Origin of the sequence: Paraburkholderia sp. (assembly GCF_036488505.1) — a bacterium.
Taxonomy (GTDB): Bacteria; Pseudomonadota; Gammaproteobacteria; order Burkholderiales; family Burkholderiaceae; genus Paraburkholderia.
Map to the genome: position 1 here is coordinate 1 of NZ_DASXHN010000287.1, position 24,692 is coordinate 24,692.

General features: G+C 61.3%; 16 protein-coding genes, 1 tRNA gene and 1 pseudogene. 10 read left to right on the top strand and 8 right to left on the bottom strand.

Annotated elements, in window-relative coordinates:
• The 3 genes and pseudogenes from VGH68_RS17170 to VGH68_RS17180 all read left to right on the top strand — a co-directional run.
• On the top strand, nucleotides 1-808 hold an 808-nt coding region (locus VGH68_RS17170), incomplete at its 5' end, for an alpha/beta hydrolase family protein (protein WP_331604857.1).
• A 290-nt stretch (nucleotides 809-1,098) separates the two neighbouring features.
• Complete coding sequence (locus VGH68_RS17175) at nucleotides 1,099-2,055, top strand: D-alanine--D-alanine ligase (protein WP_331604883.1); 957 nt, start codon at nucleotides 1,099-1,101, stop codon at nucleotides 2,053-2,055.
• A gap of 122 nt (nucleotides 2,056-2,177) precedes the next feature.
• Nucleotides 2,178-2,482: pseudogene (locus VGH68_RS17180) on the top strand (IS3 family transposase); the annotation flags it as partial.
• Nucleotides 2,483-2,593: 111 nt separating this feature from the next.
• On the opposite strand, the gene VGH68_RS17185 reads toward VGH68_RS17180, so the two are convergent.
• From VGH68_RS17185 to VGH68_RS17200, 4 genes are all read right to left on the bottom strand, one after another.
• A tRNA-Asp gene (locus VGH68_RS17185) sits at nucleotides 2,594-2,670 on the bottom strand.
• A 452-nt stretch (nucleotides 2,671-3,122) separates the two neighbouring features.
• Nucleotides 3,123-5,828, bottom strand: coding sequence for a YadA-like family protein (locus tag VGH68_RS17190; RefSeq protein WP_331604858.1), 2,706 nt, complete (start codon nucleotides 5,826-5,828; stop codon nucleotides 3,123-3,125).
• A 1,233-nt stretch (nucleotides 5,829-7,061) separates the two neighbouring features.
• Nucleotides 7,062-8,306, bottom strand: coding sequence for an HlyD family type I secretion periplasmic adaptor subunit (locus VGH68_RS17195; RefSeq protein WP_331604859.1), 1,245 nt, complete (start codon nucleotides 8,304-8,306; stop codon nucleotides 7,062-7,064).
• Entirely contained in the window at nucleotides 8,303-10,696 is a 2,394-nt protein-coding gene (locus tag VGH68_RS17200; RefSeq protein WP_331604860.1) for a type I secretion system permease/ATPase, read from the bottom strand. Before VGH68_RS17200 ends, VGH68_RS17195 begins: the two co-directional genes overlap by 4 nt.
• 524 nt (nucleotides 10,697-11,220) lie before the next feature.
• Between VGH68_RS17200 and VGH68_RS17205 the strand changes: the two genes are divergently transcribed.
• Nucleotides 11,221-11,925, top strand: coding sequence for a response regulator (locus VGH68_RS17205; protein WP_331604861.1), 705 nt, complete (start codon nucleotides 11,221-11,223; stop codon nucleotides 11,923-11,925).
• A gap of 213 nt (nucleotides 11,926-12,138) precedes the next feature.
• Here the strand turns inward: VGH68_RS17205 and VGH68_RS17210 are convergent, their stop codons facing one another.
• Both VGH68_RS17210 and VGH68_RS17215 read right to left on the bottom strand, forming a co-directional pair.
• Nucleotides 12,139-15,462 (bottom strand): ATP-binding protein, encoded by a 3,324-nt coding sequence (locus VGH68_RS17210; RefSeq protein WP_331604862.1) that lies wholly within the window; start codon nucleotides 15,460-15,462, stop codon nucleotides 12,139-12,141.
• Between the two features lie 178 nt (nucleotides 15,463-15,640).
• Nucleotides 15,641-16,075, bottom strand: coding sequence for a PaaI family thioesterase (locus tag VGH68_RS17215; RefSeq protein WP_331604863.1), 435 nt, complete (start codon nucleotides 16,073-16,075; stop codon nucleotides 15,641-15,643).
• Between the two features lie 282 nt (nucleotides 16,076-16,357).
• On the opposite strand from VGH68_RS17215, the gene VGH68_RS17220 reads away from it, so the two are divergent.
• On the top strand, nucleotides 16,358-17,980 hold the full coding sequence (locus VGH68_RS17220) for a methyl-accepting chemotaxis protein (protein WP_331604864.1): 1,623 nt from the start codon (nucleotides 16,358-16,360) through the stop codon (nucleotides 17,978-17,980).
• A gap of 133 nt (nucleotides 17,981-18,113) precedes the next feature.
• Here VGH68_RS17220 and VGH68_RS17225 read toward each other — a convergent pair whose 3' ends face one another.
• Nucleotides 18,114-18,317, bottom strand: coding sequence for a cold-shock protein (locus VGH68_RS17225; protein ID WP_062128144.1), 204 nt, complete (start codon nucleotides 18,315-18,317; stop codon nucleotides 18,114-18,116).
• Nucleotides 18,318-18,616: 299 nt separating this feature from the next.
• Nucleotides 18,617-19,750, bottom strand: coding sequence for an AGE family epimerase/isomerase (locus VGH68_RS17230; RefSeq protein WP_331604865.1), 1,134 nt, complete (start codon nucleotides 19,748-19,750; stop codon nucleotides 18,617-18,619).
• Between the two features lie 217 nt (nucleotides 19,751-19,967).
• Here VGH68_RS17230 and VGH68_RS17235 point away from each other — a divergent pair, with 217 nt between their 5' ends.
• The 5 genes from VGH68_RS17235 (at nucleotide 19,968) to VGH68_RS17255 (ending at nucleotide 24,594) form a co-directional block, all read left to right on the top strand.
• Complete coding sequence (locus VGH68_RS17235) at nucleotides 19,968-20,657, top strand: MgtC/SapB family protein (protein WP_331604866.1); 690 nt, start codon at nucleotides 19,968-19,970, stop codon at nucleotides 20,655-20,657.
• Nucleotides 20,658-20,799: 142 nt separating this feature from the next.
• Nucleotides 20,800-22,197 (top strand): hypothetical protein, encoded by a 1,398-nt coding sequence (locus VGH68_RS17240; protein WP_331604867.1) that lies wholly within the window; start codon nucleotides 20,800-20,802, stop codon nucleotides 22,195-22,197.
• Nucleotides 22,198-22,540: 343 nt separating this feature from the next.
• Nucleotides 22,541-22,699 (top strand): hypothetical protein, encoded by a 159-nt coding sequence (locus VGH68_RS17245; RefSeq protein WP_331604868.1) that lies wholly within the window; start codon nucleotides 22,541-22,543, stop codon nucleotides 22,697-22,699.
• Between the two features lie 490 nt (nucleotides 22,700-23,189).
• Complete coding sequence (locus VGH68_RS17250; RefSeq protein ID WP_331604869.1) at nucleotides 23,190-23,492, top strand: hypothetical protein; 303 nt, start codon at nucleotides 23,190-23,192, stop codon at nucleotides 23,490-23,492.
• Between the two features lie 157 nt (nucleotides 23,493-23,649).
• On the top strand, nucleotides 23,650-24,594 hold the full coding sequence (locus VGH68_RS17255; RefSeq protein ID WP_331604870.1) for a 3-hydroxyacyl-CoA dehydrogenase family protein: 945 nt from the start codon (nucleotides 23,650-23,652) through the stop codon (nucleotides 24,592-24,594).
• The last annotated feature ends 98 nt before the right edge of the window (nucleotides 24,595-24,692 follow it).

Consider the following 24,692-nt stretch of genomic DNA (forward strand, 5'->3'; position numbering starts at 1 on the left):
GGTCGAAGTCAACGGAAACGGAGAGTGCATCCGTTACTATGCGCACGGACTTTCCGGTGGTGAAAACCCCACCGCGCTTGTTTATCTCAGCGGCGATGTGATGCTGAGAACGACGAGGGGAGTCAGGTACATCACGCAATCCTACCGGTCCGCTTCGCCTATGCAGATCGAGAAGGAGATGGCTGACTGGTCTGCCGACGCCGGCCTCCCTGCGCTGTATCTTGCCCGGCCAGGTATCTATGGCTCCTCTGGCGACCATAACATGCGGCGCACTCACCGCGAGATTGAACTGATGGAGCGCGCACTGGACATGCTCAAGGAGCGTTACGACATCAGGTCATTCATCCTCACCGGCCATTCCGCTGGAGGCCAGATCGCCGCCGCGCTCCTTAACAGGCGACAGGACATCGCGGCATCGGTGCTTTCTTCCGGACTTGTTTCCGTGAAACAGGTTACGGCGTACTGGGAATTCAGGCGTGAGATTCCCGGCCGACTGCTTTATGACGCCCAGACCTATTACGATCCTATCGACGAAATCGGGCGTATTCGCCGGGATCCACTGCCCGAAATCTATCTGATTTCAGATCCGGAAGATCGTATTGTTCCTTTTTACAGTCAGCTTTATTACGTCCGCCGGCTGCGCGGCGCCGGCCTCCGGCCTCATCACATCTACGCCTACGCTGCCGGGCCGCAACGTCACCTGCTTGCCGGACACGCTAAAAGAGCAGCGGCGTTGCTGGCCCGGCAAAAGTCCGCGGAGGATATCCGCATGGCGCTTGCGAAACTTGATGCGCAGCAGGGTCGATAAATCGCTGAAGGAGGTTGAATGCGGACCCCTATTGGACACTCGATGGCTTTTTTCGTAATCTCATTCTGTGGTGGGTGGTTTGTTGTTCGCTGCGTTTCGGGCTTCCGCAGGCCGGCTTCCGGCTGAACGTCACCGCCTCAATTCTCGCCCCGACTTGCCGTACGGCAGTGCGGAACGGTGTCAATTTACGGGCGCTCGTGGTAGTGGTGCGCGCCCAAGCGCGGCGGTTCCAATGCTCGTCGATTTGCCGTCGACGGCTGGGCACCTCGCGCAGAAGCAGGGAGTTCAAAATGCGTGGTATCGATCCAAAGCGATTCGGCAAGGTGGCGGTGCTGTGTGGCGGCGTTTCCGCCGAGCGCGAGGTGTCGATTAACTCCGGCCGTCTCGTGTTGAAGGCTTTGCGCGATGGAGGTGTCGACGCACACCTTTTTGATCCGTCTGTGCGGCCGCTGTCAGCTCTGAAGGACGAGGGCTTTACGCGCGCGTTCAACGCCCTGCACGGCGGCTATGGCGAGAACGGGCAAATTCAGGGCGCACTCGATTTCTACGGCATTCGTTATACGGGTAGCGGCGTGCTCGGTTCGGCACTCGGGCTCGATAAGTTTCGCGCAAAACTCGTATGGCAGCAGTTGGGCATTCCAACGCCACCGTTCGAGGCTGTAATGCGCGGCGATGATTACGATGCGCGCGCACTGGCGATCGTCACGCAACTCGGCCTGCCGCTTTTTGTCAAGCCGGCGAGCGAAGGCTCGAGCGTGGCGGTAATCAAAGTGAAGGCGGCTCAGGAGCTGTCAGCGGCGATGGCCGAAGCGGCAAGATTCGACACAATAGTCCTGGTCGAGAAAAGCATCGAAGGCGGCGGCGAATACACGGCATGCATTGCGGGTGATCTCGATTTGCCCGTGATACTCATCGTACCGGCAGGCGAGTTCTATGACTATGACGCCAAGTACATCTCCGACACGACGCAATATGTGATTCCGTGCGGACTGGCATTGTCAGAGGAGATGCGACTGAAAGCGCTCGCGCGCCGCGCGTTCGAAGTGCTTGGCTGCACCGACTGGGGTCGCGCCGACTTCATGCTGGACGGTGACGGCAATCCGTACTTCCTCGAAGTAAATACCGCGCCCGGAATGACCGATCACTCGCTACCGCCGAAGGCCGCCCGCGCGGTTGGCATCAGCTATGAGCAACTCGTCTTGAAGGTATTGTCATTCACGTTAAAAGACGACAGAGTCGACAGCTGAAGCAACATTCATCAGCGCGTCGTCGCAGCCCGTGACCATGGTACCTGTGCCGTCGTCTGCGTGGCTGAGCGCATGGTCGCTTGCACTGCCAACGCATGCGTGATGGCCCGGAATGTTGAACCGCCCAATACGTCGCTATTCGCTACAGCGAGCGGCTGGTTGAAGCGGACATCGAGCCTCTGCCGCCACGTTCTAGATGACCGTTCGACAATGCACTCACTGAAACGATCAATGGCCTGTATAAGGCGTCACTGATCCATCGGCGGCTGTTTGGAAACACCTGCATGTGTTGAATTGGCTACGCTGGAATGGGGGCGTGGTTCAATCAGCATCGACTGATGTAACTGAAGCTGCGGCGAGCCACTATCTGCAACCCAGCAATGCTGCTGTCGCGCCGGCATCAATTCAAACCAACGAGTCTCCATAGTGCCCACAGCGGTTCAGCACGGAATTACAGCCAATTTCAACGCGCCAAGGGACGGCTGTGCGGCAAAGCGCTTAAAGAAAAAGGCGAACATCGGTTCGCCTTTGATAATGTTGGCGGAGTGGACGGGACTCGAACCCGCGACCCCCGGCGTGACAGGCCGGTATTCTAACCAACTGAACTACCACTCCTTAATCGGTGAAGTCAGTTTAGCGTATCTCAACGCGTTTTGCGAGCCAGATTTATCTTCAGCCGCAGGGCTATGTGATTCGTCAAACAGCAACTGACCTTTTCTATAGCAGCGTCGCCGGGCAAGAAGCGATGAGCGCCCCTCTGTAGTGCTCTTACCTCGCTGCCGGTGGAGCTTTCGTTTGCGAAGCGGATTCTCCTCGGGTGCGTGTTTGCCTTGCAAACAAATTACCGACAAGCTGGTACTTCCTATCCGCGCTGAATCTAGAACTCCATTCCCCGCGACTATTATGTTTTGCGCATACCGTTGCAAAAGATTTGAGCTGCTTGGAACTCGCTAACGGAGAAGCTCATTGCCAGTTGTCTTTCTGTCCCAGCTTGACTACTTGTTAGATTGAGCTCCAGCGAAGGCGCATCAAGCGACGGGAAAGGGGGCACCCCCTCCCGCAACCGCTTACCACTGATACGAGGCGCCAATCCCGGCAGTCGTGCCGCCGGCGGACATGCCAACACCCGCTTTCAGCTTGATGTTTTCTTTGATACGAGCCGTACCGCCCAGTGCAACCGCTTGATAACCGTTGTAAGTCGCCGCCGCGATACCGAACGACAGTTTCTTGCCCTGATCGACTTCCGGAATCATCGTCAGCGCGGTGGCTGCGGCGATGCCCGAGTAGGCGTTCCTGGCGAGATTGTTGACCGCCTGATTGGTGGCATTGATACTCTGGTCGGTGTAGTTGTTGGCCTGCTGAATGCCTTGTGCCACAGAGCTGTTCATCTGACCGACATTGACTGCGTCCGTGTCGGCCGTACCCGCTGCAACATGGGTGATCTGACGCTGCTGGCCCGCCGAGCCCACCGAAACCGAGTTGTCGCGGTCCGTCACGGAACCCTGACCCAACGCGACCGAGTTCGAATTGCCAGCCTGTGAGTCCGTCCCAATCGCCGTCGAGTTGGTGCCGGTTGCTACCGCGCCGGCTCCGACCGCGGTGCTGCCCGCGCCGGTACCTGGCATCGCCGCATCGACCACTGCACCGTTGCCGCTGCCCGACGACGAACCATCCGGGATATTGCCCGGCTGGATGTTCGATACCTGCCCACCAAGGTCCTTCACTTGCCCGCCGAGATCGGTCACCTGATCCTGCAACGCCGACAGTTGACCGAAATTCACTGCGTCGTACTGGCTCTTGCCATTCGCTACATTGGTCAGGACGACCGGCCCCGCGCTCTGGCTTCCGCCGAGCGTCACTGAACCGAAGTTCACCGAACCGTCGGCATGACGGTCGTACTGCACCGCGCCTGAAAGTTGCGTCCCGACATCGTCCACCTGTGTCTGCAGCTTCGTGATGTCCGTGGTGTTTCGCGTGACACGGTCATCGAGGTTGGTGACGGCATCGCCTACACTGTGTACGGTCGCGCCGTCCACGCTGTAGGTCGGCGCGCTGATCGTGCCGTCCGTGTTCACGGTCGAACCGCCGCCCAGACCTTGAGCGATGCTGGATGCCGTGCCGTACAGCTGACCGCCGTTGATCGCGTCCACGCTCGAGGCGTTTACCGCGCCCGCCGCGACGCCCGTCACCGTGCGATTTCCTGCCGTGCCCGCCACGTTCATCACCGTGCCGTCCGTCTCGTTGGCCACGGTGATGTCGCGGGTGGTCGCGTCCTGCTGCACCAGACCTACCGTGCCATCGGCCAACTGGTTCTGCACGCTGTTGATATGCGCGGTGTTCTGCGCGATGTCACTCGTGTTCTGCGCCGTCCGACCGTCGATGTTGATGACGGCGTCGCCCATGCTATGGACCGTCGTGCCGCCCACTTTGTAGCTCGGCGCAGTGACCGTGCCGTCCGCGTTCACCGTCGAACCCCCACCCAGTGCCTGAGCCATGCTCGACGCCGTGCCATACAGCTGGCCGCCGTTGACCGCGTCCGTGCTGCTCGCGCTCACCGTGCCTGCAGCCACGTTGACCAGCTTCATGTCCTGCACGTTTGCATTACCGCCCTGTGTCGCATCGAACTGCACCGCATTTCCCGCGGCCGCTGCTGCTGCTTCGGCGGCGTTCTGCGCATTCAGCACGTTCTGGTTGGTCGCGTACAGTTGCGAGCCATTGACGGCGGCAGTGCTCGTCGCTGAGAGATTGCCTGCTGCCACGTTATGCAATGCCACGGGCGCGCCTGCTCCCGCACCGCCCAGCGTCACGCTGTCGTGTGCCGACGAATCGTAAGAGACCGTATCGGCCATTTGGCCCTGCAGGCCTGCGATGCCTGCTGCGTATTGCGCGATGTCGCTCGTGTTTTGCGTCGTGCGACCGTCGATGTTGGCAACTGCATCACCGACGTTGTTGACCGTCGTGCCACCTACGCTGTAGCTCGGTGCAGTGATGGCACCGTTGATCGAGCTATAGCTCGATCCACCCCCCAATGCCGCCGCCGCGCTCGCCCCAATGGCATTCGACTTCGCGCTTTCGGACTGCAACTGGCTGACATTTACCGCATCCGTCGCGGCGGAACCGGCCGCCACATTCGTGAGGCGCCGCTCGTTGCCTGCGGAGCCCACCGACACCTCGCCTGCCGGCGCCGTGCCGGACAAGGTCGACGATGCCGGATTGTAAGCCGCTGCACTCAGGTCGGCCGTCGTTGTCGAGTTGGCACCCAAAGCGACCGAATTGTTCGCCGTTGCACTCGCCGACTCGCCCAGTGCCATGGAGGAGGTGCCGCTTGCCGTGGAATTGGCACCAATGGCAGTCGAATTGGCTCCGGATGCCAGGGAAGATGCTCCAACGGCAGTCGAATGGCTGCCGGATGTCTCAGCAGCATCGCCAATCGCCGTACTCCATCCGCCGTTCGCGACTGCGATGGTTCCGACTGCGACGTTAGCGTTGGTACCATCCTCCCCCGCAGTCGTCGTCAGGCCATTAGAGGTACTTTGAGTTGCAGTGCCCAATGGGACGTTCGTCACACCTGTGCTCACGACCACGTTATTCGCGAATGCGGTTCCGGATGAGCCAAGACATGCGACACCGACTACGGCCGCCAAGGCATGTGCGACTGCCGTCCCCATCGCCCGGGAGGATTTATTTGGCTTTCCGCGTGCAGTCGCAATCTCTGACACGGCCACCCACGAACCACTTGCTTCATTCCAGACGCTGATATACGACTTGTTCATGATATCGTTCCTTTTAATGTTTAAAAAAGCAGCTATAGGGATGGTTTTCTAATGACTGGGGCAACAATTTTAAAAAGACTCGTGACATTAATAACGCCGGCCAGATTCTGATGAGTTAATGCGGCGGTTTCTGATAAATCTTTGTACTAGGTTCAGTTTAATTTTTTGAGATAGTAAGAAAATAGGACGAGTTCTAATTAAGGTCGGCTGAAATTGAGGCGCCCACACTCCCCGTTATTCACAGAGCCAGCGCGACGACATAGATCCTAGGAGGGAATAGGACAAATTCGAATTGAGGTCGTCTGCTATTAGGACGCTGGGGGTCCTAAGATAGCGGCTCTCCCCGTTATTGCGGAAAGCGCGGGCCCATCGGAAATTGCGACAGGACGACGGGCGAAAGGAACTCCTGAGCAAGATTCGTCGATGTGCGACAGGCCACAAAGAAATCTCCGGATCTTTGTCCTCAGAGATCGTTGTGTGCTGCGTCCTGCGTTAGGCAACGCGGCTGATGTTCGCCATGCAGCAAAATCAGCATGTCAGAACCGGGAGTTCATTAGAGCGCTAAAGAAGACCGGTTATCGTGGATAACCGCATCAGCAGGATAGCGGTCGGCATTAGCACTATGTATCCGACTATGTCTTGGCGTCGATGGAAACGGAAAAAGGCGGTTACGCGCGGCACCTTGTTCGACACTGGTAGTGTTAGCAATACCGGGTTTCATCGCGGCGAAGAGAGTAGTGGTCAAATAGCCCGACACGCTTCTCAAGGGGATATTCTCCTATTGAGGTGAGGGATGAGTAGACCTCTGAAGCGCTGGTGCGTGGATACGTCGCTACGACGCAAGAGGGCGAAATGGCGTCCCATTCACAGCGAAAACCGATCGAGTTACGGCGGTCGTAGGATGGCGCAGGCTCCGCAGCAGGGCTACCCGATCGGACGTCACAGCGCCCGGTCGCTGACGCGCGAGGCGCAATCGGTGGCGGCACGGCGTCGGACACATCGATACCGTAAAGCCCAAGGTGAGGCACTCGTCGTGCCCACTCTGCTCGAGCGCAGGTTTGTAGCCGGAGGCGCCATCAACCGTGTGCGTCAGGCGATGTCAGAGGCGTGGCCACCACAGTGTGACGGTGCGGACGATCAGGCCCGCCGGCGAAGTACATGACTTTATGCGTTGGGCATTGCGACTATCGCGCTATAGATCCGAATCCTGAGGCCAGCCCCTTCGACTGACGACTAACGCTCCCGAAATGCTTCACGAGCCTTGAAAATCGGCTTCAGTAGATAGTCAAGAATGGTTTTTTCACCGGTCCGAATGTCGGCCGTCGCAACCATGCCGGGCAGAATCGGCAAGCTTTTTCCGCCAGCATGCAACTCACTTGAGTCCGTCAGCACAAGCACGCGGTAATAGGTCGCATCAGCCCTGCCGGCTGCGGCTTTCTGGTCGTCCTTGAGGGTGTCGGGGCTAATGTGCTCGACCGTTCCCTTCAGGCCGCCATAAATGCCGTAGTCGTAGGCGGTGATCTTCACTGTAGCCGGTTGACCTGGGTGCAGGAAGGCGACGTCTGAAGGCTTGATGCGTGCCTCGACGAGCAGTTGATCTTCCAGCGGGACGATTTCCATGATGTGCTCGCCTGGCTGAATGACCCCCCCAATCGTATTGACGCGCACGTTCTTCACCGTACCGTACACTGGTGCGACCACCGTCGTACGCTGCAGGACATCCGCGCGACCCACCACGGTTTCGCTGGTCTGCGCCAACTCGAGTTCGAGCTTCGTTAGTTCCGAGTTGGCATCAGCCTGAAACTTGTTGCGCCGCTCGACGATCTGCGAGCGCAGATCGTTTGCTTGGCGGCGCATGCGCAGCAACTCGACCTCAGACACCAGACCCTTGGCCGCCAGCGGCTCGGCCAGGCCGATTTCCTTGCTTGAAAGCGAAAAGCTCTTTTCCAGCGCAGCCACGCTATCGTCGAGAGCCCGCCGGCGCGCATTGTAGGCGAGCGTCTCCTGCTTTACGACCGCAGGCACGGCTTTCACCTCGTCCGGGAACGTCAGCGGTTGCCCATATGCTTCGGCGCGCAGACGCGCGATTGTCGCCTTCAGTCCAACTAATTTGGACCACGATTCCCGATAGCTCGTCTCGGCACGCGTCGGATCTATTTTCGCTAGCACCTGACCCTTCTTGACGATATCGCCCTCGCGCACATCCAGTTGTTCGAGAATCCCTCCCTCGAGACTCTGGATGACCTGTTCGCGGCTCTTCGAAATGATGGTCCCCTCGCCGTGCGTAATCTCTTCCACGCGCGCAAAGTGCGCCCACGTCAGAGCACCTGTCAGGACCGCGAGAATGAGGTACAGCACGATCATCGAGCCAGGGGTCGACTGCGTGAGCAGCGATTCCCGAATGTCGCTCATGAAAGCGGCATCGCCTGCGGTGAGCGTGGACTTTTCCGCGCCGCGTCTGAAGATATTGAATCTCATTGCATTTGCTCCTTGTTCGGCGAACCTGCCGGCGTGTTGCCAGTTTGCGCAGCGGCTGCAGGAACGACCTTTTTGCCGGCCACAATCCTGATACCGGTAGGGGCGGCTTTAGCCGCCGCGGGCGTATCGGCCGGGCGGGAAGCGGTTGCGGCCACGACTTCCGGCGCGGCGCGCTGATGACCATGCGTCTGCGATCCATCCGCGGTAGCCGCGCCGCTCGTGCCCGACAGCGCCGCGAGGATCCTATCCTTCGGACCGTCGGCCACGACCTTGCCTTCCTCGACCACCACAATCCGGTCAACCAACGCCAGCAACGAAGGTCGATGGGTCACGACAACAATCGCCTGCCCAGCGGTTGCACGCGCGAGGTGCTCCAGGAAGACCGCCTCGGTCTGGCTATCCATTGCGCTGGTCGGCTCATCGAGCAACAGCAGTTGCGGCCTTGCAAGTAGGCTGCGGGCCAACGACACGAGTTGACGCTGACCGCCGGAGATACCCAAGCCACCTTCCCCGATCGGCAGGTTGATACCCTTGGGATGACGGCTTGCGACGTGGTCAAGCCCGGTCAGACGCATCACACGCAGAAACTCGTCAGCGCTCGCTTCGGGTCGACCGATCATCACGTTTTCGCGCAGGCTGCCGTGAAAAAGACGCGCGTCCTGGCCCACGTAACCTACCGCCTTGCGCCAATCAGCCAGATCGATCTGCTCGACATCCAGACCGTCCGTAAACATCTGGCCTCCGACCGGCGCGTAAAGGCGCGCCATGATGCGCAGCAGGGTTGATTTACCGCTACCGATGCGGCCCAGAATGGCAACTCGCTCGCCCGCCTCGATGCTCAGATTGACGTCCTTCAAAACCGGCGGATTGGGTTGCATCGCCGGTGCGGGGTAGGAGAAGCAAACGTCTTTCAGCGTGACTTGCCCCGAGAGCGTCGGCTTGGGCAGATAAGTGCGTGATGAATCGCGATCGACGGGCATCGCCATCAGGCTGTTCAACGAATGCAGCGCGGCCTTCGCTTGCTGGAAGCGCAACGCGAGTCCCATCACTTGGCCCAGCGGCGCGGTAATCCGGCCGGCCAGCATCACGGTACCGACCAGCGCGCCCTGCGTCAGTTCGCCCGCGTCAATCAGATATACGCCCAACACGATGAGCACCACGGTCTGTAACTGCTGCAACAGGGTGATGAAACTCGTCGCCTTGCTGGAAATCTGGCGCGATCTCATCGACGACGATGCGGCCATCGCGCTGCAGGTCTCCCAGCGCTTCTGCATATGGCCTTCGCCACCCACCGCCTTGAGCGTTTCCAGACCCTCGACCGACTCGATCAGCACGCCCTGCTTGAGCGACGCTTCCTTGAGATTCTCTTTCATGAGGCGGGCAAGCGGCCATTGCACGAACAGACTCGCCCCGATGATCAACGGGATCATCAGCAAGGGCACCCAGCCGAGCGAGCCGCCGACCGCGAACAGCACCCCGACGAAGACAAATACGAACGGCAGGTCGGAGATCGCCGAGAGCGTCGCCGAAGTCGCGAAGTCCCGCACCGACTCGAACTCGCGCAACTGGTTGGCGAATGACCCCGCCGACGCCGGCTTATGCTCCATGCGGATGGAGAGCGCTCGGCGAAACAGGAGCGTCCCCATCACTAGGTCGGCCTTCTTGCCAGCGACATCCAGCAAATGGCTGCGAACATGGCGCGAGATCGCTTCAAATAGCATCGCAACGCCGACCCCGATCGCGAGCGACCAGAGGGTGACATACGCCTGGTTCGGTACCACGCGGTCGTACACGTTCATCGTGAAAAAGACGCTGGCGAGACTGAGCACATTGATCAGCAATGCGCCGAGCGCCGCGCTTGCGTAATAGCGCCGATAGCGCCACAGCGTGCCGACCAGCCAGTGCCCGGCCGGCTCGACGCTGTCCTCTCCGCGCAACTCAATTTTGGCCGTCGGCTTGACCAGAATGGCGTATCCCGCATAGAACTCATCCATTTCCTCCTGGGTGTACTCCACAGGCTCGGGGCCGAGTTCAGGCAGCATCACCTGATACACAACGCGGCTTTTAGCCTCCTTGTCCGGATTTGCACGCCGCCCCAGCAGCACGCAGCCACCCATTCGGCGATGCAACAAAATGACCGGCAGCACGTGCCCCGGCAGCAGTTGCAGCCGGCGCTCCACCAAGCCCGCCGTGAGGCCCGCATTGGACAGTGCATCAAGCGCGAGTGATGGCGAAAGCATGCCACTCTTTGGCAACCCGGCGGTCAGCGCCTCGGCCGTTTTGCCGCACCCGTAGCGCTCGCAGATCCACATCACCGAACCTAGGAGGCCATCCTCGTTGGTAAAGGACTGCGCCGCAACCTGGACGTCAGGGAGAATGTCTTGACTCATGATAGGAACCGGTTAGCTTGATCGTTGTGGCGTCACCGATACACCGAAATCGAACTAGGAGAACGAGCAATGTTCGTCGTTCAACGTGGCCATATTCGGCTGTTTCGCGTGACTTGATGAACGAAAGATAAATTTTCGTACCGGTTCCAATTGTCAAAAAATCAGTCTCGGGGCGAAATCAGACAATCGCACCGACCTACCGGGATCAGTACGAATTTCAATTTCGCGAGCCTTTCATCCTGTCGGTTCCCGGGCTCGACGATGTGGCCAAATGGGCACGGTCGGCATCAACAGTTGTCCGCTTGCTATTCACCTGTTACTTTCGTACAAGTACTAATATGTGCCGTAGGTTCTGCTATTTTTAGTAATGCGTTCTCGCGTGATGTAAAGAAGCGGCACCGATGGAGTCGGCGTCCGCGGACAGGCTGATCAACCTCCGGAAACGGGGCCTCTCATCGTCGAAATGCTTATGCGGCAAGTCGTAATGCATGCCATCGTTGCCCTCAGATAAAGGACGCCCCTAAATGGACAACTTCACCATCCAAGTCATACTTGCGGATGATCACCCCGCGGTCGTCGCTGGTCTGCTTCATATGCTTCAGGAACATCGCACCATCAGGGTCGTCAGCACATGTGCGAACTCGACGGAACTTGTCGCAGCGCTCGGGACGCAGCCATGCGACGTGCTGGTGTCAGACTACGCGATGCCGGGTGGCAACTATGGTGACGGTATTACACTGTTTTCGTTCTTGCGGCGCCGATATCCGACTATGCGCATTGTCGTGCTGACAATGATCGACAATCCAGGCATCATTCGCTCGCTGCTCAAGCTCGACATCCAGTGCATTCTCAGTAAGGCCGACGCGGTGGGCCATCTGGTCGCCGCCATTCACGGTGCATACGCGCGTGGCCGTTATTTTTCGCCGAGCATTTCGAAGATTGTGTGGCAAATCGACGTTGAAACGCCGATGTCCAGTACCCGAGCACTCACTACACGCGAATCGGAAGTGATCCGACTCTTCGTATCGGGATACTCCGTCAACGAGATCGCAGCGCAGCTCAAGCGCAGCAAACAGACCATCAGCTCTCAGAAAGCCAATGCGATGCGCAAGCTCGGGGTGGACAGCGACACCGATCTGATCAAGTACTCGATTGGCGCGGCGCTTGCCGTCGTACCGGAAGACGGCGGTCGCGATACATCAGATGCAGTGCCTCCGGGCGAACGCTAGCGCCGGCACCGATTGCTTCGATTGCGGTGTCAGGTTGATCGACAGGCCACGGTAAAACGAGGCAATCGAGACAACGGAATGGCATCATCGCGGTCGCTGCTTGCACTGCTGTCGTCACGGCGTCCGCGGTTCACCGGTAGAGGCGCCGCTGTCGCGATACGCGCCGCAAGCACCGGTGTCTCTGATGCGTCGGCTCAAAGCCAATGCACTGCCTTATTGCAACAGAAGCCGCAAATGATCGGCGAGTGTATCGATCGTGACCTGCGCCGCCCGCACACCGTCCTTCGATATCGCGATTCGCGCTTGACCGCACTGATCGGCAAGTGCCTCGTAGCCGAACACGGCCAGCGCCCCGCGCAACGAATGCAATTCCGCGAGTATCCGTTCCGCATCACCGGCATCGTACGCTTCATGCAGCTCGGCCAGCGACGCCTCGCACGATTTCAGGAACGTCGCTTGTACTTCGTCCGGCATGGACCGCCCACCCAGCAGACCGTCGTGCTTTTTTTCGTCTTCTTCGGCTTGCACTGGCATACCCGGCACACCGGTCACCTCCGACAACGTCACCGACAACTGATCCAATTGCATCGGCTTGAAGACCACCCGCGATATCCCCGCTGCCTCGCAGCGCCTTCGCTCTTCCAGCGTCGCGCTCGCCGTCGCCGCCACGATCGGCATCGCCGGCCAGCGCGCCCGAGCCTCGCGCGCGAGTGCATAGCCGTCCATTACCGGCATCGCCAGGTCCGTCACCAGCACGTCGAAGCGCTCCCGCGATAAACACGCCAGCGCTGCCTGTCCGTCTTTCGCCACCTGCGCGTCGCATCCGAGGAGTTTCAGTTGTTCTTCGAAGAGCTGCCGGTTCACCGCGTTGTCTTCGGCCACCAGCACCTTCAGCCGGCGCGATAGCACCCGCTGCGTCGCTTTGTTCACTTCCAGCGGCTCGCCTTGCAACGTGTAACGCAGCGCAGCCGCCAAGCCCTTCAGACCGCAACTCGACACCCGCACCACCTGCCCCGTCGCGACCGGATGCGCCGGGCCGTCCGTACTGCAGTCGACCACCCAGATCGACTCGTCCGCGACGTCGTGCTCATTGTCCGCATGCCACGTCTCGCGTTCGCCGCAGATGATCACTGTGTCCGCTTCTTGCAGCGCCGCCGCGTCGAGTTGCGCCGGGTGGCGGTACCTCCGCACCGACAGCCCCCATGCCTCCAGCGCTGGGACCGCATAGGCATGCCATGCGTCCGCATGCGCGACGAACAGCACCTGTTCACCAAGGAAGTGCGGCCGGTCCGGCTCCGGCGCGTCTTCACAGTTCGCCAGTGGCAACTGCACGGTAAAGATGCTCCCTGTCCCGAGCTGGCTGCGCACGTCGATGGTTCCGCCCATCGCACTCATGAGCCGCGCGCACAACGCGAGCCCCAGCCCCGTGCCACCGAAGCGGCGGCTGATCGTTGCGTCCGCCTGGCTGAATGCCCGAAAAAGTATGGCCTGCTGCTCCGGCGACATCCCGATCCCGCTGTCTTCCACCTCGATTAGCAGCCGGCCGTCCTGATCGTTCTTGCGCTCCTGCACCGACAGCCGCAACGTCACCTCGCCCTGCTCGGTGAACTTGATCGCATTCGACAGCAGGTTGTTCATCACCTGGCCGACGCGCGTCGCATCGCCTACCATTGGCTGGGTTGCGGTAGTGCCAAACTGGCCCGACAGCCTCACACCTTTCGCGTGAGCCACTGGTCCGAACATCGCCAGGGCGCGCGACGCCACCTCCTGCACGTCGAACACGATCTGCTCCAGCGTCATTTCTCCGGCTTCGATCTTCGAGAAATCCAGCACGTCGCTGACGATCGCAAGCAAGCCATCGGACGAACTGCGAATGGTCTTCAGCCGGTCGCGCTCCAACGCGTCGAGCGGCGAGTGCGACAGCAATTCCAGATTCCCCAGAATCGCATTCAGTGGCGTACGGATCTCATGGCTCGTCGCCGCAAGGAATGCCGATTTCGCCGCGTTGGCCGAGTCGGCTGCTTGCTTCGCCTCTCGTAGTTGCCGCTGCAGATTCTTCTCCGCTGTGACATCCGTGAACGCCGTCACCAGCACGTCCTGCCCCTCGTAGCGGGCCGGCACGATGCTTACCGACAGGTCCATCGTCCCGCCTTCGCGCGTGGGCAACGTCAGTTCCTCACGAGTTACATTTTTTGTCTTTGTTAGTTCACGTCGCTGCCTATGGCGGCGAATCAGTTCCGCCGACAGCGTTGGCGTCGGCACGACCATCTGCGTCGTAGTGTCAACCATCGTCGGACTGCTCAACAGCACTTGCCCGCTCTCCAGCGCAATCAGTTCGAGTCCGACTGGCGCGGTCTCGACCAGCATACGGCTCAGGTGCTCGCTTTCGAAGACCCGTTGCGATCGCGCCAGAACCGGCTGCAAAACGCGTCGATTGAACAGCAGGATCAGTGTCCATACCACCAGAATGATCGCGCCCGTCATCGCCGCCGACACGCCGACTGGACCACTGACGTCCTGCGCGATCGCGCGCCACGATTCGACAAAAACGAGCGTTGCACCGGACCTACCGATTGGCCAGCCATACAGCAGACGGCCATCTCGAAAGATTGCCCCTGTCGCCCTGGTGATGCCCTCTGTACCAAGAGAGCGCGCGACCGCTAATGTCTTCGGATCCATCCGCTCCGCTGGCGTCGATGCAATCACCCGTCCCTCACGCGCGATAAACAAAAGCGACGCATCGAAGCCAGTGTTTCCCAAAGCAGCCTTGATGGCGGCCACGGGCAACTCGGCAACGATGACGCCAAACGGCTCTTGCTTGTCATCGAACACGGTCGCTGCAACCCGGATCGCGGGGCTGCCACTCAACGGGCTGTCGTACGTGGGTAGCCAGCGGAGCAAACTGAGCCCGGTATGCGGATCGCGTAATGGAACGTCCCGAGGGTTAAGAAGATTGCCACTCGATTGAGTCAGCGCGGCCACAAGCGCTGCATGATCGGAAAGCAGCGCTGCCATCCGCGCGTCGCCGGGCCACGGCGCCGCGACAACGCCCACCAGCGCGAAGTCGGGACTGTAGAACGCTAAACTCGAAATACCGCCGTTGCGCTCTGCGGAGCCCGTTAGTGCACGACTCATCTGTTGGGCAAGCCGGATATACCGGCTAACCTCGACAGCCGGCGGGACTTTCGAATATGCGCCGACCAACATCACGGGAACATGATCCGGTGCCTGCTGTAGGCGAAGCGTCTGACCGTCGTTGGTGAATTGATCGACCAGCGCCGGCTCGGCTCGTTCACCTGCCCTCCAGGCGATTTCGACGAGCCGTATGTTGCTTTGGAAAATCGCAACCTTCCGCGTGTACAGGTCCAAAACCTGGTTTGCATTGAGCGAGACTTCCTGATGCAGGAGTCCGATGTACGCGCGCACGATGGACACCGCGTTGATGACGAACGCGACCAGCACTACCACCGTTATCGCAACGCCGCCACCGAACATCAACAGACGTTGATAGCGGCTAAAGCGGGCCAGCACTTTCACTTGCGCGGCTCGGGTCATTAGATTTCACGCGTTGATGCGTTGGCGGGGTACCCCGTAGGTCGGCTTACGCAATAGATAATAATATTTTCTTTGACCTATCACGACGAAGGAACGACCAAGGGATTACCCGTTCTTGCCGCTGTTGTCGGAGCTCGTGTGCGGCGATAATGGACAAGTATCAATTCCCCCCCGCCTCGTCTCCATTCTCGCCAATCCGACTGACCGTGCCTTGCGCAACTGCCACGAGCTTTTCGCGATTCCCATCCATCACATACACGCTGCACTGACAGGTCGCCTGATGCCGTCCGGCATACACCACGCTCGCGCGCGCGATCAGCGTGCCGTTCACCGCCGGACGCAGATAGTTGATCTTGTATTCGCCGGTCACGACTCTCGGTCCGAGCGACAGCGCACCCGCAAACGTCAACGCGTTGTCGGCGAGATAGCTGATCACGCCGCCATGCACGAAGCCATGCTGTTGCCTGAGTTCATCGCGAATCGGCAGACAGAGCGTGAGCTCGTTGCTGCCGGTGTGCATCAACTCCGCGCCTAGCAGCATGCTGAACGGCTGGGCGTGCAGTGCGCCGCGTGCCCGGTCGAGAAGATCAGTCATTGTGATTCCTTCGTGCAACGCCCTGTCGCGTGTGAGTACGTCCGCGGCCGACGGCGTGCGCCGCGCGGTCCTACCCACTGTAGGAAGCGGGGCTGCGCTGCGCAAGGTGATTCGGCACCGCGCGTCCCACGTGGTTGCGCGAAAAGGATGCAAACGCGGCGATCGGCAATGAAACCAGCACGTAGGCCGTTTTTTGATGGCATTGACCTCAAGCCGTACGCCGACCTGCCGTTAACCCTGGGGTATCGCTTCCGTCATTCCTTTGCGTTTCAGGTGTTCACGATGTTCAGCAAGATCAAGGTCGCATCCGGCCTGCTATGTGTTCTGGCCGCGTTCTGCGTTTTTCAACTCATCACGGTGGGCCTCGGCTTCTGGTCGCTGACGCGCACGCACGACGATGTCGACGATCTGTCGCGTATCGCGCTCAAGCAGGTCGACGCGGTCAACCAGACGACGCAGCGCCTGATGGACGCGCGCATCAACCTGTCGCGCGCCGGCACGCGGATGGTGCGCGGCGGCGCGGAGCCCGCGGATATCGTGCAGCACGCGCGCGAACAGCTCTCCGCCGCCGATCAATCGTTCGCGGCCTTCCTCAGCGCGGACAAAACGAGCGAGGAAAATAGCGCGCGCGCCGCCGCACTCGCCGAGCGCTACAAGAAGCTGCACGGGGCACTGACCGAGCTTGCGCAGTTTCTCGACTCGAACAATATCCAGGCGTTCCTCGACCAGCCGACCCAGTCGTTCCAAGATGCCTATCTGACCGAATCGAACAACTTCGCGCAATTCGCCAACACCGCGAGCCGCGCGTCGCTCGATTCGATCGATGCACGCATGGCGGCGTTTCGCATCGTCAGCGTGGTGATCCTGCTCATGCTGGTGGCGGGCACGATCGCGGTGTACGCGGGCCTGCGCCATGGCGTGGTCGCGCCGCTCGACGAGGCGGGGCGCCACTTTGAGCGCATCGCGCAAGGGCGCCTCGATCAGCCGATCGCTCCGCGCGGGACCAACGAAATCGGCCGCCTGTTCTCCGGACTCTCGACGATGCAGGCGAGTATCGCGCGCACCGTGCAAGCGGTGCGCGAATCGGCGGACTCCATCCATATCGGCGCCGACGAGATCGCGACCGGCAACGCCGATCTGTCGGCGCGCACCGAAAACCAGGCGGCGTCGCTCGAAGAAACCGCCTCGAGCATGGAAGAACTGACGGCGACCGTGCGTCAGAACGCCGATCACGCGCGCGAAGCGAACCAACTGGCCGGGACCGCGCTCGACGCAACGTCGCGCGGCAGCGACGTCGTCAACCAGGTGGTCGACAAGATGCGCGGCATCGCGCAAAGCTCGGACAAGATCGCGGAGATCATCTCGGTGATCGACGGCATCGCTTTCCAGACCAACATCCTCGCGCTGAACGCTGCGGTCGAGGCGGCGCGCGCGGGGGAGCAGGGCCGCGGCTTCGCGGTCGTCGCGGGGGAGGTGCGCGGGCTCGCGCAGCGCAGCGCGCAGTCGGCGAAAGAGATCAAGACGTTGATCAGCGAGTCGGTTGCGGAGATTCAGGGCGGCTCGACGCTCGTCGAGCGTGCCGGCGAAGCGATGAGCCACGTGTCCACGGCGATTTCGCGCGTCACGCAGATGATGGCGGAAATCAGCGCGTCGTCGCTCGAGCAGAGCACTGGCATCGAGCAGGTGAATCAGGCGGTGGTCCAGATGGACGAGATGACGCAACAGAACGCGGCGCTCGTCGAACAGGCCGCGGCGGCCGCCGCTTCGCTGCATCAGCAGACGGAGCAATTGAAGCGGGCCGTTTCCGTTTTCGAAATTTCTGAAACTGTGTTGCGCACGCAACAGCCCGGCGCAATGCCGACGCCAAATGCGCAATTCGGATTAGCTGGAGCGCATGCGGTTTAAAGCGGCAACGCTTAAAAAGAAGGCACTGAAAAAGAAAATGGCTCGCGAAAAGCGAGCCATTTTGCATTCGACGCAGGGGCCTTAAAAGGCGCCTATCGTGAAGTCCAAGTCTGGGGCAAAGTGCCCGGAGTACTTAGACCGGCTGGATGTTCGCAGCCTGCTTGCCCTTCGGGCCTTGCTTCACTTCGAACGACACTTTCTGGTTTTCCTGCAAGGACTTAAAGCCCGATGCCTGGATTTCCGAGAAGTGTGCGAACAGGTCTTCGCCGCCGTCGTCCGGCGTGATGAAACCAAAACCCTTTGCATCGTTAAACCACTTAACAGTACCTGTTGCCATTTTTGATCCAATAAATGTTGTGTGTTGCATTCGCGTTCGCTATTTCTCGACATGAGAACGAGCGCGAGGGGAGAGTTGTATCACGTCTTTATGACGGATGCCAATCAACCTGCATCCGGGAATTCCCCCGGGTCGAGCTTTTTTATCGACCGGACCGGCTCGGCGAGACTTTTCGGGGGCCAGGGTAAACCACTGGTACAGCCTTTGCTAGACCTGATACGGGCTGTCTGTGGCCGAAGCGCGCGGCTTTATCGAATCGTGCGACTCGCTAACGGCTTTCCGTTGTCGTCTCAGGTCGCTTAGGACGGCATGCCCGAGTCCGCCCTGTCCGGCAGCGCCGCATACGCGGTGGCCAGGTGATACGGCGTGGTCGAAGGCATCTCCGCGCGGACGATCTGGCCGTCCGCCGTCTTGCATTCGACCCAACCGCGCGGATGAAGAAAGCGTTGCTCGAAAAGTTCGATTTGGCGCGGCAGCCGCGCACGCACGGACGGGTCGTCGTGGCAAGCGAGCGCACGCAGATATTCCGTTTGCGCCCACATTCGCTGCGTTGCGTCCTTGACGTTGCCGGCTTCGTCCAGCGACGCGCATACACCGCCGCTGACCGGGTCCACGCCATGCTGTGCCGCGAAGGTAAAAGCGCGCCCGAGCGCTTCGGCGAGCCCGCTGCCGTCGAACAGCGCGCCTGCCTGCTGGACGAGCCAATACCATTCGAACTGGTGCCCCGGCTCGAGACGGTTGTCGCTCGCGCCGACCGGTAGTTCGGCGATGCAGCCGCTCGGCGCATGCACGAAGTGCCGCTCGATCGCGACGGCGAGTCGGCGCAACGCTGCGCCGAAGACGTTATCGCGCGTCGCTTCGCAGGCGGCGAGCCAAGCCTCGGTCAGGTGCATCAGCGGGTTTTGCAGCGGCGCGACCGTGACTTTCGAAAAGTCGACGCTCAGCGCGGCGTTGAACAGATCGCCATCGGCCGCGAAGTTCGACTGGATCAGCGCCGTCGTGTTGTGCACGAGCTTCAGCGCGTCGTGGTCGTCGGAGCGGCGCGCGTATTCCGCACACGCGAATACGACGAACGCGTGCGTGTAGAGGTCCTTGGTCGTGTCGAGCGGCACGCCCAGCGCGTCGACGCTATAGAACCATCCACCGTGGTCGGTGTCGTGAAAGGTGTGCGTCAGCGAATCGAACAGCACCCGCGCATGCTCGAGGTCGCCCGCCTGCGCGAACGTGAACAACTGCCGCGCGCACGCCATGGCCCGGTAGCGTTGCACGGGCGGCGGCTGATGATCGTCGGCGCCGAGCGCTTCGTACGGCAGCTTCAACGCGCTGTTGAAGCCGGGTCCGCGCCACATGGGCAGCACCACGGTCGCGAAATGCTCGCGCAGCGAACTCGCGGTGGTCGTCGTTGAAGCGGAGGGCAGGGTCGTGCTTGGCATGATCGGATGGGGTGGAGCGGTGTGTCGAAGCGGCGTTCGCGGCGGCGGTTGAAGTCGTGACTCAGAGCCGCGATTCGATCCCGCGACGGTGTGCGGCTTAGCATAAAGCAAACGCTTCTCGCTGACTCGAACATGTGAAACTCAAGACGCACGTCAGGCGCGGCCGACGCGGACGATGGGACCGTCTCCTGCATCATTCAAATACGGAGCAACAACAATGTTGGGCAACCTGGAACTCATCTCCCGCCTCGTGCTGGCCGCGGCGCTCGGCAGTGTGATCGGCTTCGAGCGCGAGCGGCTTTCATGGGCGGCGGGCTTGCGCACGCATATGCTGGTCTGCGTCGGCTCGACGCTCATCATGATCGTGTCGGCGTACGGTTTCGCCGAAGTGCTGAAGGACGAGCACGTCGTGCTCGATCCGTCGCGGATGGCCGCCCAGGTCGTATCCGGCATCGGTTTTCTGGGGGCGGGCTCGATCCTGCTACGGGGCGAAATCGTGCGCGGCCTCACGACCGCGGCGAGCCTGTGGTCGGTCGCGGCGGTCGGGCTTGCCGTGGGCGGCGGGCTGTACACGGCGTCGATCGCGGCCACCATCATCATTCTGATCATCCTCGCCGGCATCAAGCCGCTCGAGCGGCGCTTCATCACGGTCAAGCAGCGGCGTCAAGTGACGATGGTCATTGAGCGCGGCACGCTGACGTTTCACACGCTGCACGACGAACTCGGCGCCGCGAGTCCGCGCGTCAAGCAGTTCGTGATGCAGCAGAGCGACGACGTGCCCGAATGTGACGAGGTGATGATCACGCTGCATCGCGTGTCGAATCTCGAGTACGAGTCGATCTGCGCACGCTTGCGACAACTGCCCGGTGTCAAGCAGTTCCGTCAGGACGACACGTCTTCGTCGTGACAGGCGAAATCGTCGCAAATCGTTGGGCAATGGCTTCGGCGCGGGCGGACCGCCATGCGACAATGCGAACTCTAAAAATTCCAACGGCAACGACGAGCGGTGTCCGGCGCTTGCGTTTGCGGCGACGACCGCTTTTTTCTCCATGACAGATTCCGTAGCATCCCCGCAGTCCAGGCCCCGGCGCGCCGCTTCGAAGAAGCAGCGCGAGGGCGACGTCTCTACAGAAACTGAAAACAAGCTGGCGCGCGCGGCGCGCTCGGCACAGCGCCTCGCGCAACTGAGCGGTGTCTCGGGCGACGACAGCACGCTCGACATGTTCCCCGACGATCCCACCCGCGCGACGCTCGAAGCGATGAACATCGACGTCCGCCAAGGCACGCTGGACGGCTTCGAACTGCCCGAAGTGGTGCTCCAGGCGGTCGGCGCACTGGAGGACGGCGCGTCGCTCGACAAGGGGGCGCGCCGTGCACCGCGCGCGGTGAAGGTCGATGCGCCAACGCCGGTGCATGGGCAACTGAGCGGATTCGATGTCGAGCCGGCGACGCTGGCTGGTGGACACGCCAATGCGCGTGCGCGCGTGAGCGAGCCAGCTATGGAGGGCGCCATGAACGGCGCCAGCGCAACGGAACCGAAGCTCGAGGCAGCCGCCAACGACAAGCCCACGGCCCCCGCGCGCGATCAGTCGGCGCCGCTTACCTCCGCGATGGCGGCGGCGACCGTCGCGCGCAGCGTGACCGCATTGCGCGAGGCCGCCGAAGCAAATTCGGACGGCGCTGCGGCCGCGTCCGGCGGCAAGCTGCCGCAGCGTTTCGCCGCGACCTTCGCGAAAGCCACCACGGCTTCGCGTGGCGCGGCATCGGTTGCGACAGCGGCCAACGCCGGAGTCGCCGACAAGTTCACCGACAGCCCCTCTGTTCAAACGCGCGCGGCATCCACGACCCCAGCCGCGGCGGCAGCGGCAGCGGCATTGGCATCGGCAGAGCTCGCCAACGCGAAGCAGAACAACGGGTCTTCAGCCGCGGCATCCGCATTTCCTGACACCCACGCGTCATTCGCCGCGCCGCGCGAAGCGCGTCGTGCTGAAGCGGCCGCCGCGTTGCGGGCCGAACCGGAACTCGACCGCGCGCGGGCCACCGCGTTTGCGGATACCGTCGACGCGCTCTACGGCGTGATCGCGGATCAACGCCGCGCCGCAAGCGATCACTCGCGCCGCATGAAGTGGATGTTGTCGATCGTGGTCGCGGCGCTACTGGTCACGGTGGCGATTGGCGTCGCGCAGACCTACCTGCTAATGCGTCTGACGCGCGAGACGGCCGCGCAGCAGCAGCGCACGGACCAAATGATGCAGAACCAGCAGGCAGCGATGGTTAGTCTGCTCGATACGCACACGGCGATGGTCGCCGCGGCGGCCAACCCCGCGCCGGCACCGGCCGCGACCACGCCTGCCGCCGTTGCGCAAACAGTGCCGACACCGGGTCATGGCCGGCACGCCGGCCGCGTGCCGCAGGGACACAAGGTGAAAGCGTCCGGCCAACACTGACGGCTCCTCGCGCGCCAGCCACACGCCGCGGCACCGACGCGTCCGAGGGCGCTCAGCGCACCTTCCATCCACAGCACGGCGCGACCGGACCGGCTGCGATCGATCGGGATAGGTAGGCCGACGCGCAGCGGCAGTCTCCCGTCGACGACTCTCAGATGTGTTGCCCGCGCTGAGCCGCGATAAGAGGGACATGATCATGACGCAGCGCATCACGGCCGTCTCCTGCGGTTGTACGGCACCGTCCAAGAAAAATGCTGCATCGCACTAGTTTTTTGCTAGGGAAAACCCTATAATTTCAACCAAGGGAAAACCCTAGCAATGCAGTTACTAACCGGGAGTCGCCATGAGCTACATCTTTGCACTGTTCCAAAAGGTCAGCGACCTCTTTGCGTCGCCCCATCTGCCGCTGGATTCGGATTATTCGTATGCAGCGCGTAGCCGCGAAGCAAACCGTGTCCGCCGCGCACAAGCCACGCTGTTTGGCATCAAGTTGACCGACTGAGACCAGCCTCACCGTCCCGAGCGCGAAACGATGCGCCCGGGCCCGCGCTTCCATGCGCATCGGTCCCCTGAAGCCGCTGTTCGCAGATGCGAATCGCGGCTTTTTGTTTGTGGGCTGCCTGTACGGTCAGCGCGTCGCGTCGAGCTTACGTTCCGCTGACATTGTTGATACGGTCCCGTGCGCAATATTTCATAGCCGAAATGAATGTAACGGGTCCTGCATTCGGAAGACGGCAGCCGCACCGCGGGGCCGCGCTGCAACGCCTGCACAACGGGGCTCGAAAGCTAAAGCGGGCCTCATCATCCGTCCCCATCTATGAAATTCTCTCTTACAAGCCGTCACGTCTTCGCACGATGTGCGCCGCTAAAGTGGCTTTCAAGCGTACGGCGTCTCGTTGGGCCCGCGGCGAAGCGAATGGAATGGATTGGATCGCGAAGCTCGAACGACCACGGACGCGGCCTGGAATAAAACTTTGACGGGAGGGTTCATCATGAAAACCTTTAGCAACGCATCACGCTCGGTTATCGCAAGTCTGCTCGCTGGCGGCGCACTGCTCGCTGCCGGCAGCGCATTCGCCCAGGAGCGGGTCATCATCCAGAACGGGCCGGCGCCGGTCGTGTACGGTCAGCCGCATATGATGCCGGTGGGCTTGTCGGTCAACATCGGCTGGCATGGCGATCGTTACTGGGACGGCCATCGTTATTGGGCGCATGACGACTGGATGCGCCACCATCCGCACGACTACGATCCGCATCACCACGACGACCATCGTGGGCCCCAGCACCACGATTAATGCGTGACAGACGGCGCCGCGCACAGCGGCGTGAGTCGCGAGGCCGGTCTCTCCTTTGCGGGAAGACCGGCTTCGTCACGTCTGGGGCATGCGTTCCGGACGTGCGAGCCCCGATGTGCCCGCGTCGCGCGCTGCGCTATGCTTTTGAGCTTCATCGATGGCAACAGGAGCGGGCGTGGACGAGGCAGCGCAATACATCGCGATAGGCGTGGTAGGCACTGGACTAATGGGCGTCGGCATTGCGACGCAAGCTGCGTTGCATGGCTACCGGACGATCGTGCACGACATCGACCCGGCGCGGCTTGCGAGCGTCATGCCGAAAGCCGAAGCGGTGCTCGACGAGTTGATCGATGCGGGCCGCATCGATCAGGCGGCCAAACACGCGGCGCTTGCGCGCATCGAAACGCACGGGGAACTCGACGCGGTCGCTTCGGCGCATTTCGTGATCGAGGCCATTCCCGAAGTGCTCGAACTGAAGCATCGTCTGTATGCGACGCTGACCGGTCTGCTTGCCGACGACGCCATTCTCGCCAGCAACACCAGCAGCTTTCCGCCCGATCAGCTCGTCACGCCGCTGCGCGCAAAAGAGCGCTTCGTGATCGCGCATTTCTGGAACCCGCCGCATATGATCCCGCTCGTCGAAGTCGTGCCAGGCAGCGCGACCACGCCGGAAGCCACGCAGCGGACCGCCGCGCTGATGTCCTCGATCGGCATGGAGCCGGTGGTGCTCGCGAAGGCGATTCCGGGGTTCGTCGGTAACCGGTTGCAGTTCGCGGTGCTGCGTGAGGCGCTGAATATCGTGCGTTCCGGTGCGGCGACGCCCGAGGTCATCGATACGGTGATGAAGGCGTCGCTGGGACGCCGCTGGGGCATTGTCGGGCCGTTCGAGGGGGCGGATATGGGCGGGCTCGATACATTCGTCGATATCGCCACGCATCTGATGCCGCAACTCGCGAAGGACGAGGACGTGCTCGACCTGCTCCGCGACAAGGTCGCCGCGGGACGAGTCGGCGTGCGCAGCGGCGCCGGCTTTCACGAATGGGACGACGCCCGGCTCGAGCGCGTCAGGCAAGGGCGCAAGCGTGTGATCGGGCGCGGCTAGTGCGGTATAAGCAGTTCTGTAGATCTTTTTCGCCGCCCTTTTTCGCTGCTTTTTTCACCACCCGTCACCCGTCAATCAAACGTCAATCATCCGTCAAC

Bases quoted from the DNA above. Each gene is read 5' to 3' on its own strand.
- VGH68_RS17255 (WP_331604870.1), top strand. From the start codon at position 23,650: ATGGCAACAGGAGCGGGCGTGGACGAGGCAGCGCAATACATCGCGATA.
- VGH68_RS17250 (WP_331604869.1), top strand. From the start codon at position 23,190: ATGAAAACCTTTAGCAACGCATCACGCTCGGTTATCGCAAGTCTGCTC.
- VGH68_RS17220 (WP_331604864.1), top strand. From the start codon at position 16,358: ATGTTCAGCAAGATCAAGGTCGCATCCGGCCTGCTATGTGTTCTGGCC.
- VGH68_RS17175 (WP_331604883.1), top strand. From the start codon at position 1,099: ATGCGTGGTATCGATCCAAAGCGATTCGGCAAGGTGGCGGTGCTGTGT.
- VGH68_RS17200 (WP_331604860.1), bottom strand. From the start codon at position 10,696: ATGAGTCAAGACATTCTCCCTGACGTCCAGGTTGCGGCGCAGTCCTTT.
- VGH68_RS17235 (WP_331604866.1), top strand. From the start codon at position 19,968: ATGTTGGGCAACCTGGAACTCATCTCCCGCCTCGTGCTGGCCGCGGCG.
- VGH68_RS17240 (WP_331604867.1), top strand. From the start codon at position 20,800: ATGACAGATTCCGTAGCATCCCCGCAGTCCAGGCCCCGGCGCGCCGCT.
- VGH68_RS17205 (WP_331604861.1), top strand. From the start codon at position 11,221: ATGGACAACTTCACCATCCAAGTCATACTTGCGGATGATCACCCCGCG.
- VGH68_RS17230 (WP_331604865.1), bottom strand. From the start codon at position 19,750: ATGCCAAGCACGACCCTGCCCTCCGCTTCAACGACGACCACCGCGAGT.
- VGH68_RS17225 (WP_062128144.1), bottom strand. From the start codon at position 18,317: ATGGCAACAGGTACTGTTAAGTGGTTTAACGATGCAAAGGGTTTTGGT.
- VGH68_RS17215 (WP_331604863.1), bottom strand. From the start codon at position 16,075: ATGACTGATCTTCTCGACCGGGCACGCGGCGCACTGCACGCCCAGCCG.
- VGH68_RS17245 (WP_331604868.1), top strand. From the start codon at position 22,541: ATGAGCTACATCTTTGCACTGTTCCAAAAGGTCAGCGACCTCTTTGCG.
- VGH68_RS17190 (WP_331604858.1), bottom strand. From the start codon at position 5,828: ATGAACAAGTCGTATATCAGCGTCTGGAATGAAGCAAGTGGTTCGTGG.
- VGH68_RS17195 (WP_331604859.1), bottom strand. From the start codon at position 8,306: ATGAGATTCAATATCTTCAGACGCGGCGCGGAAAAGTCCACGCTCACC.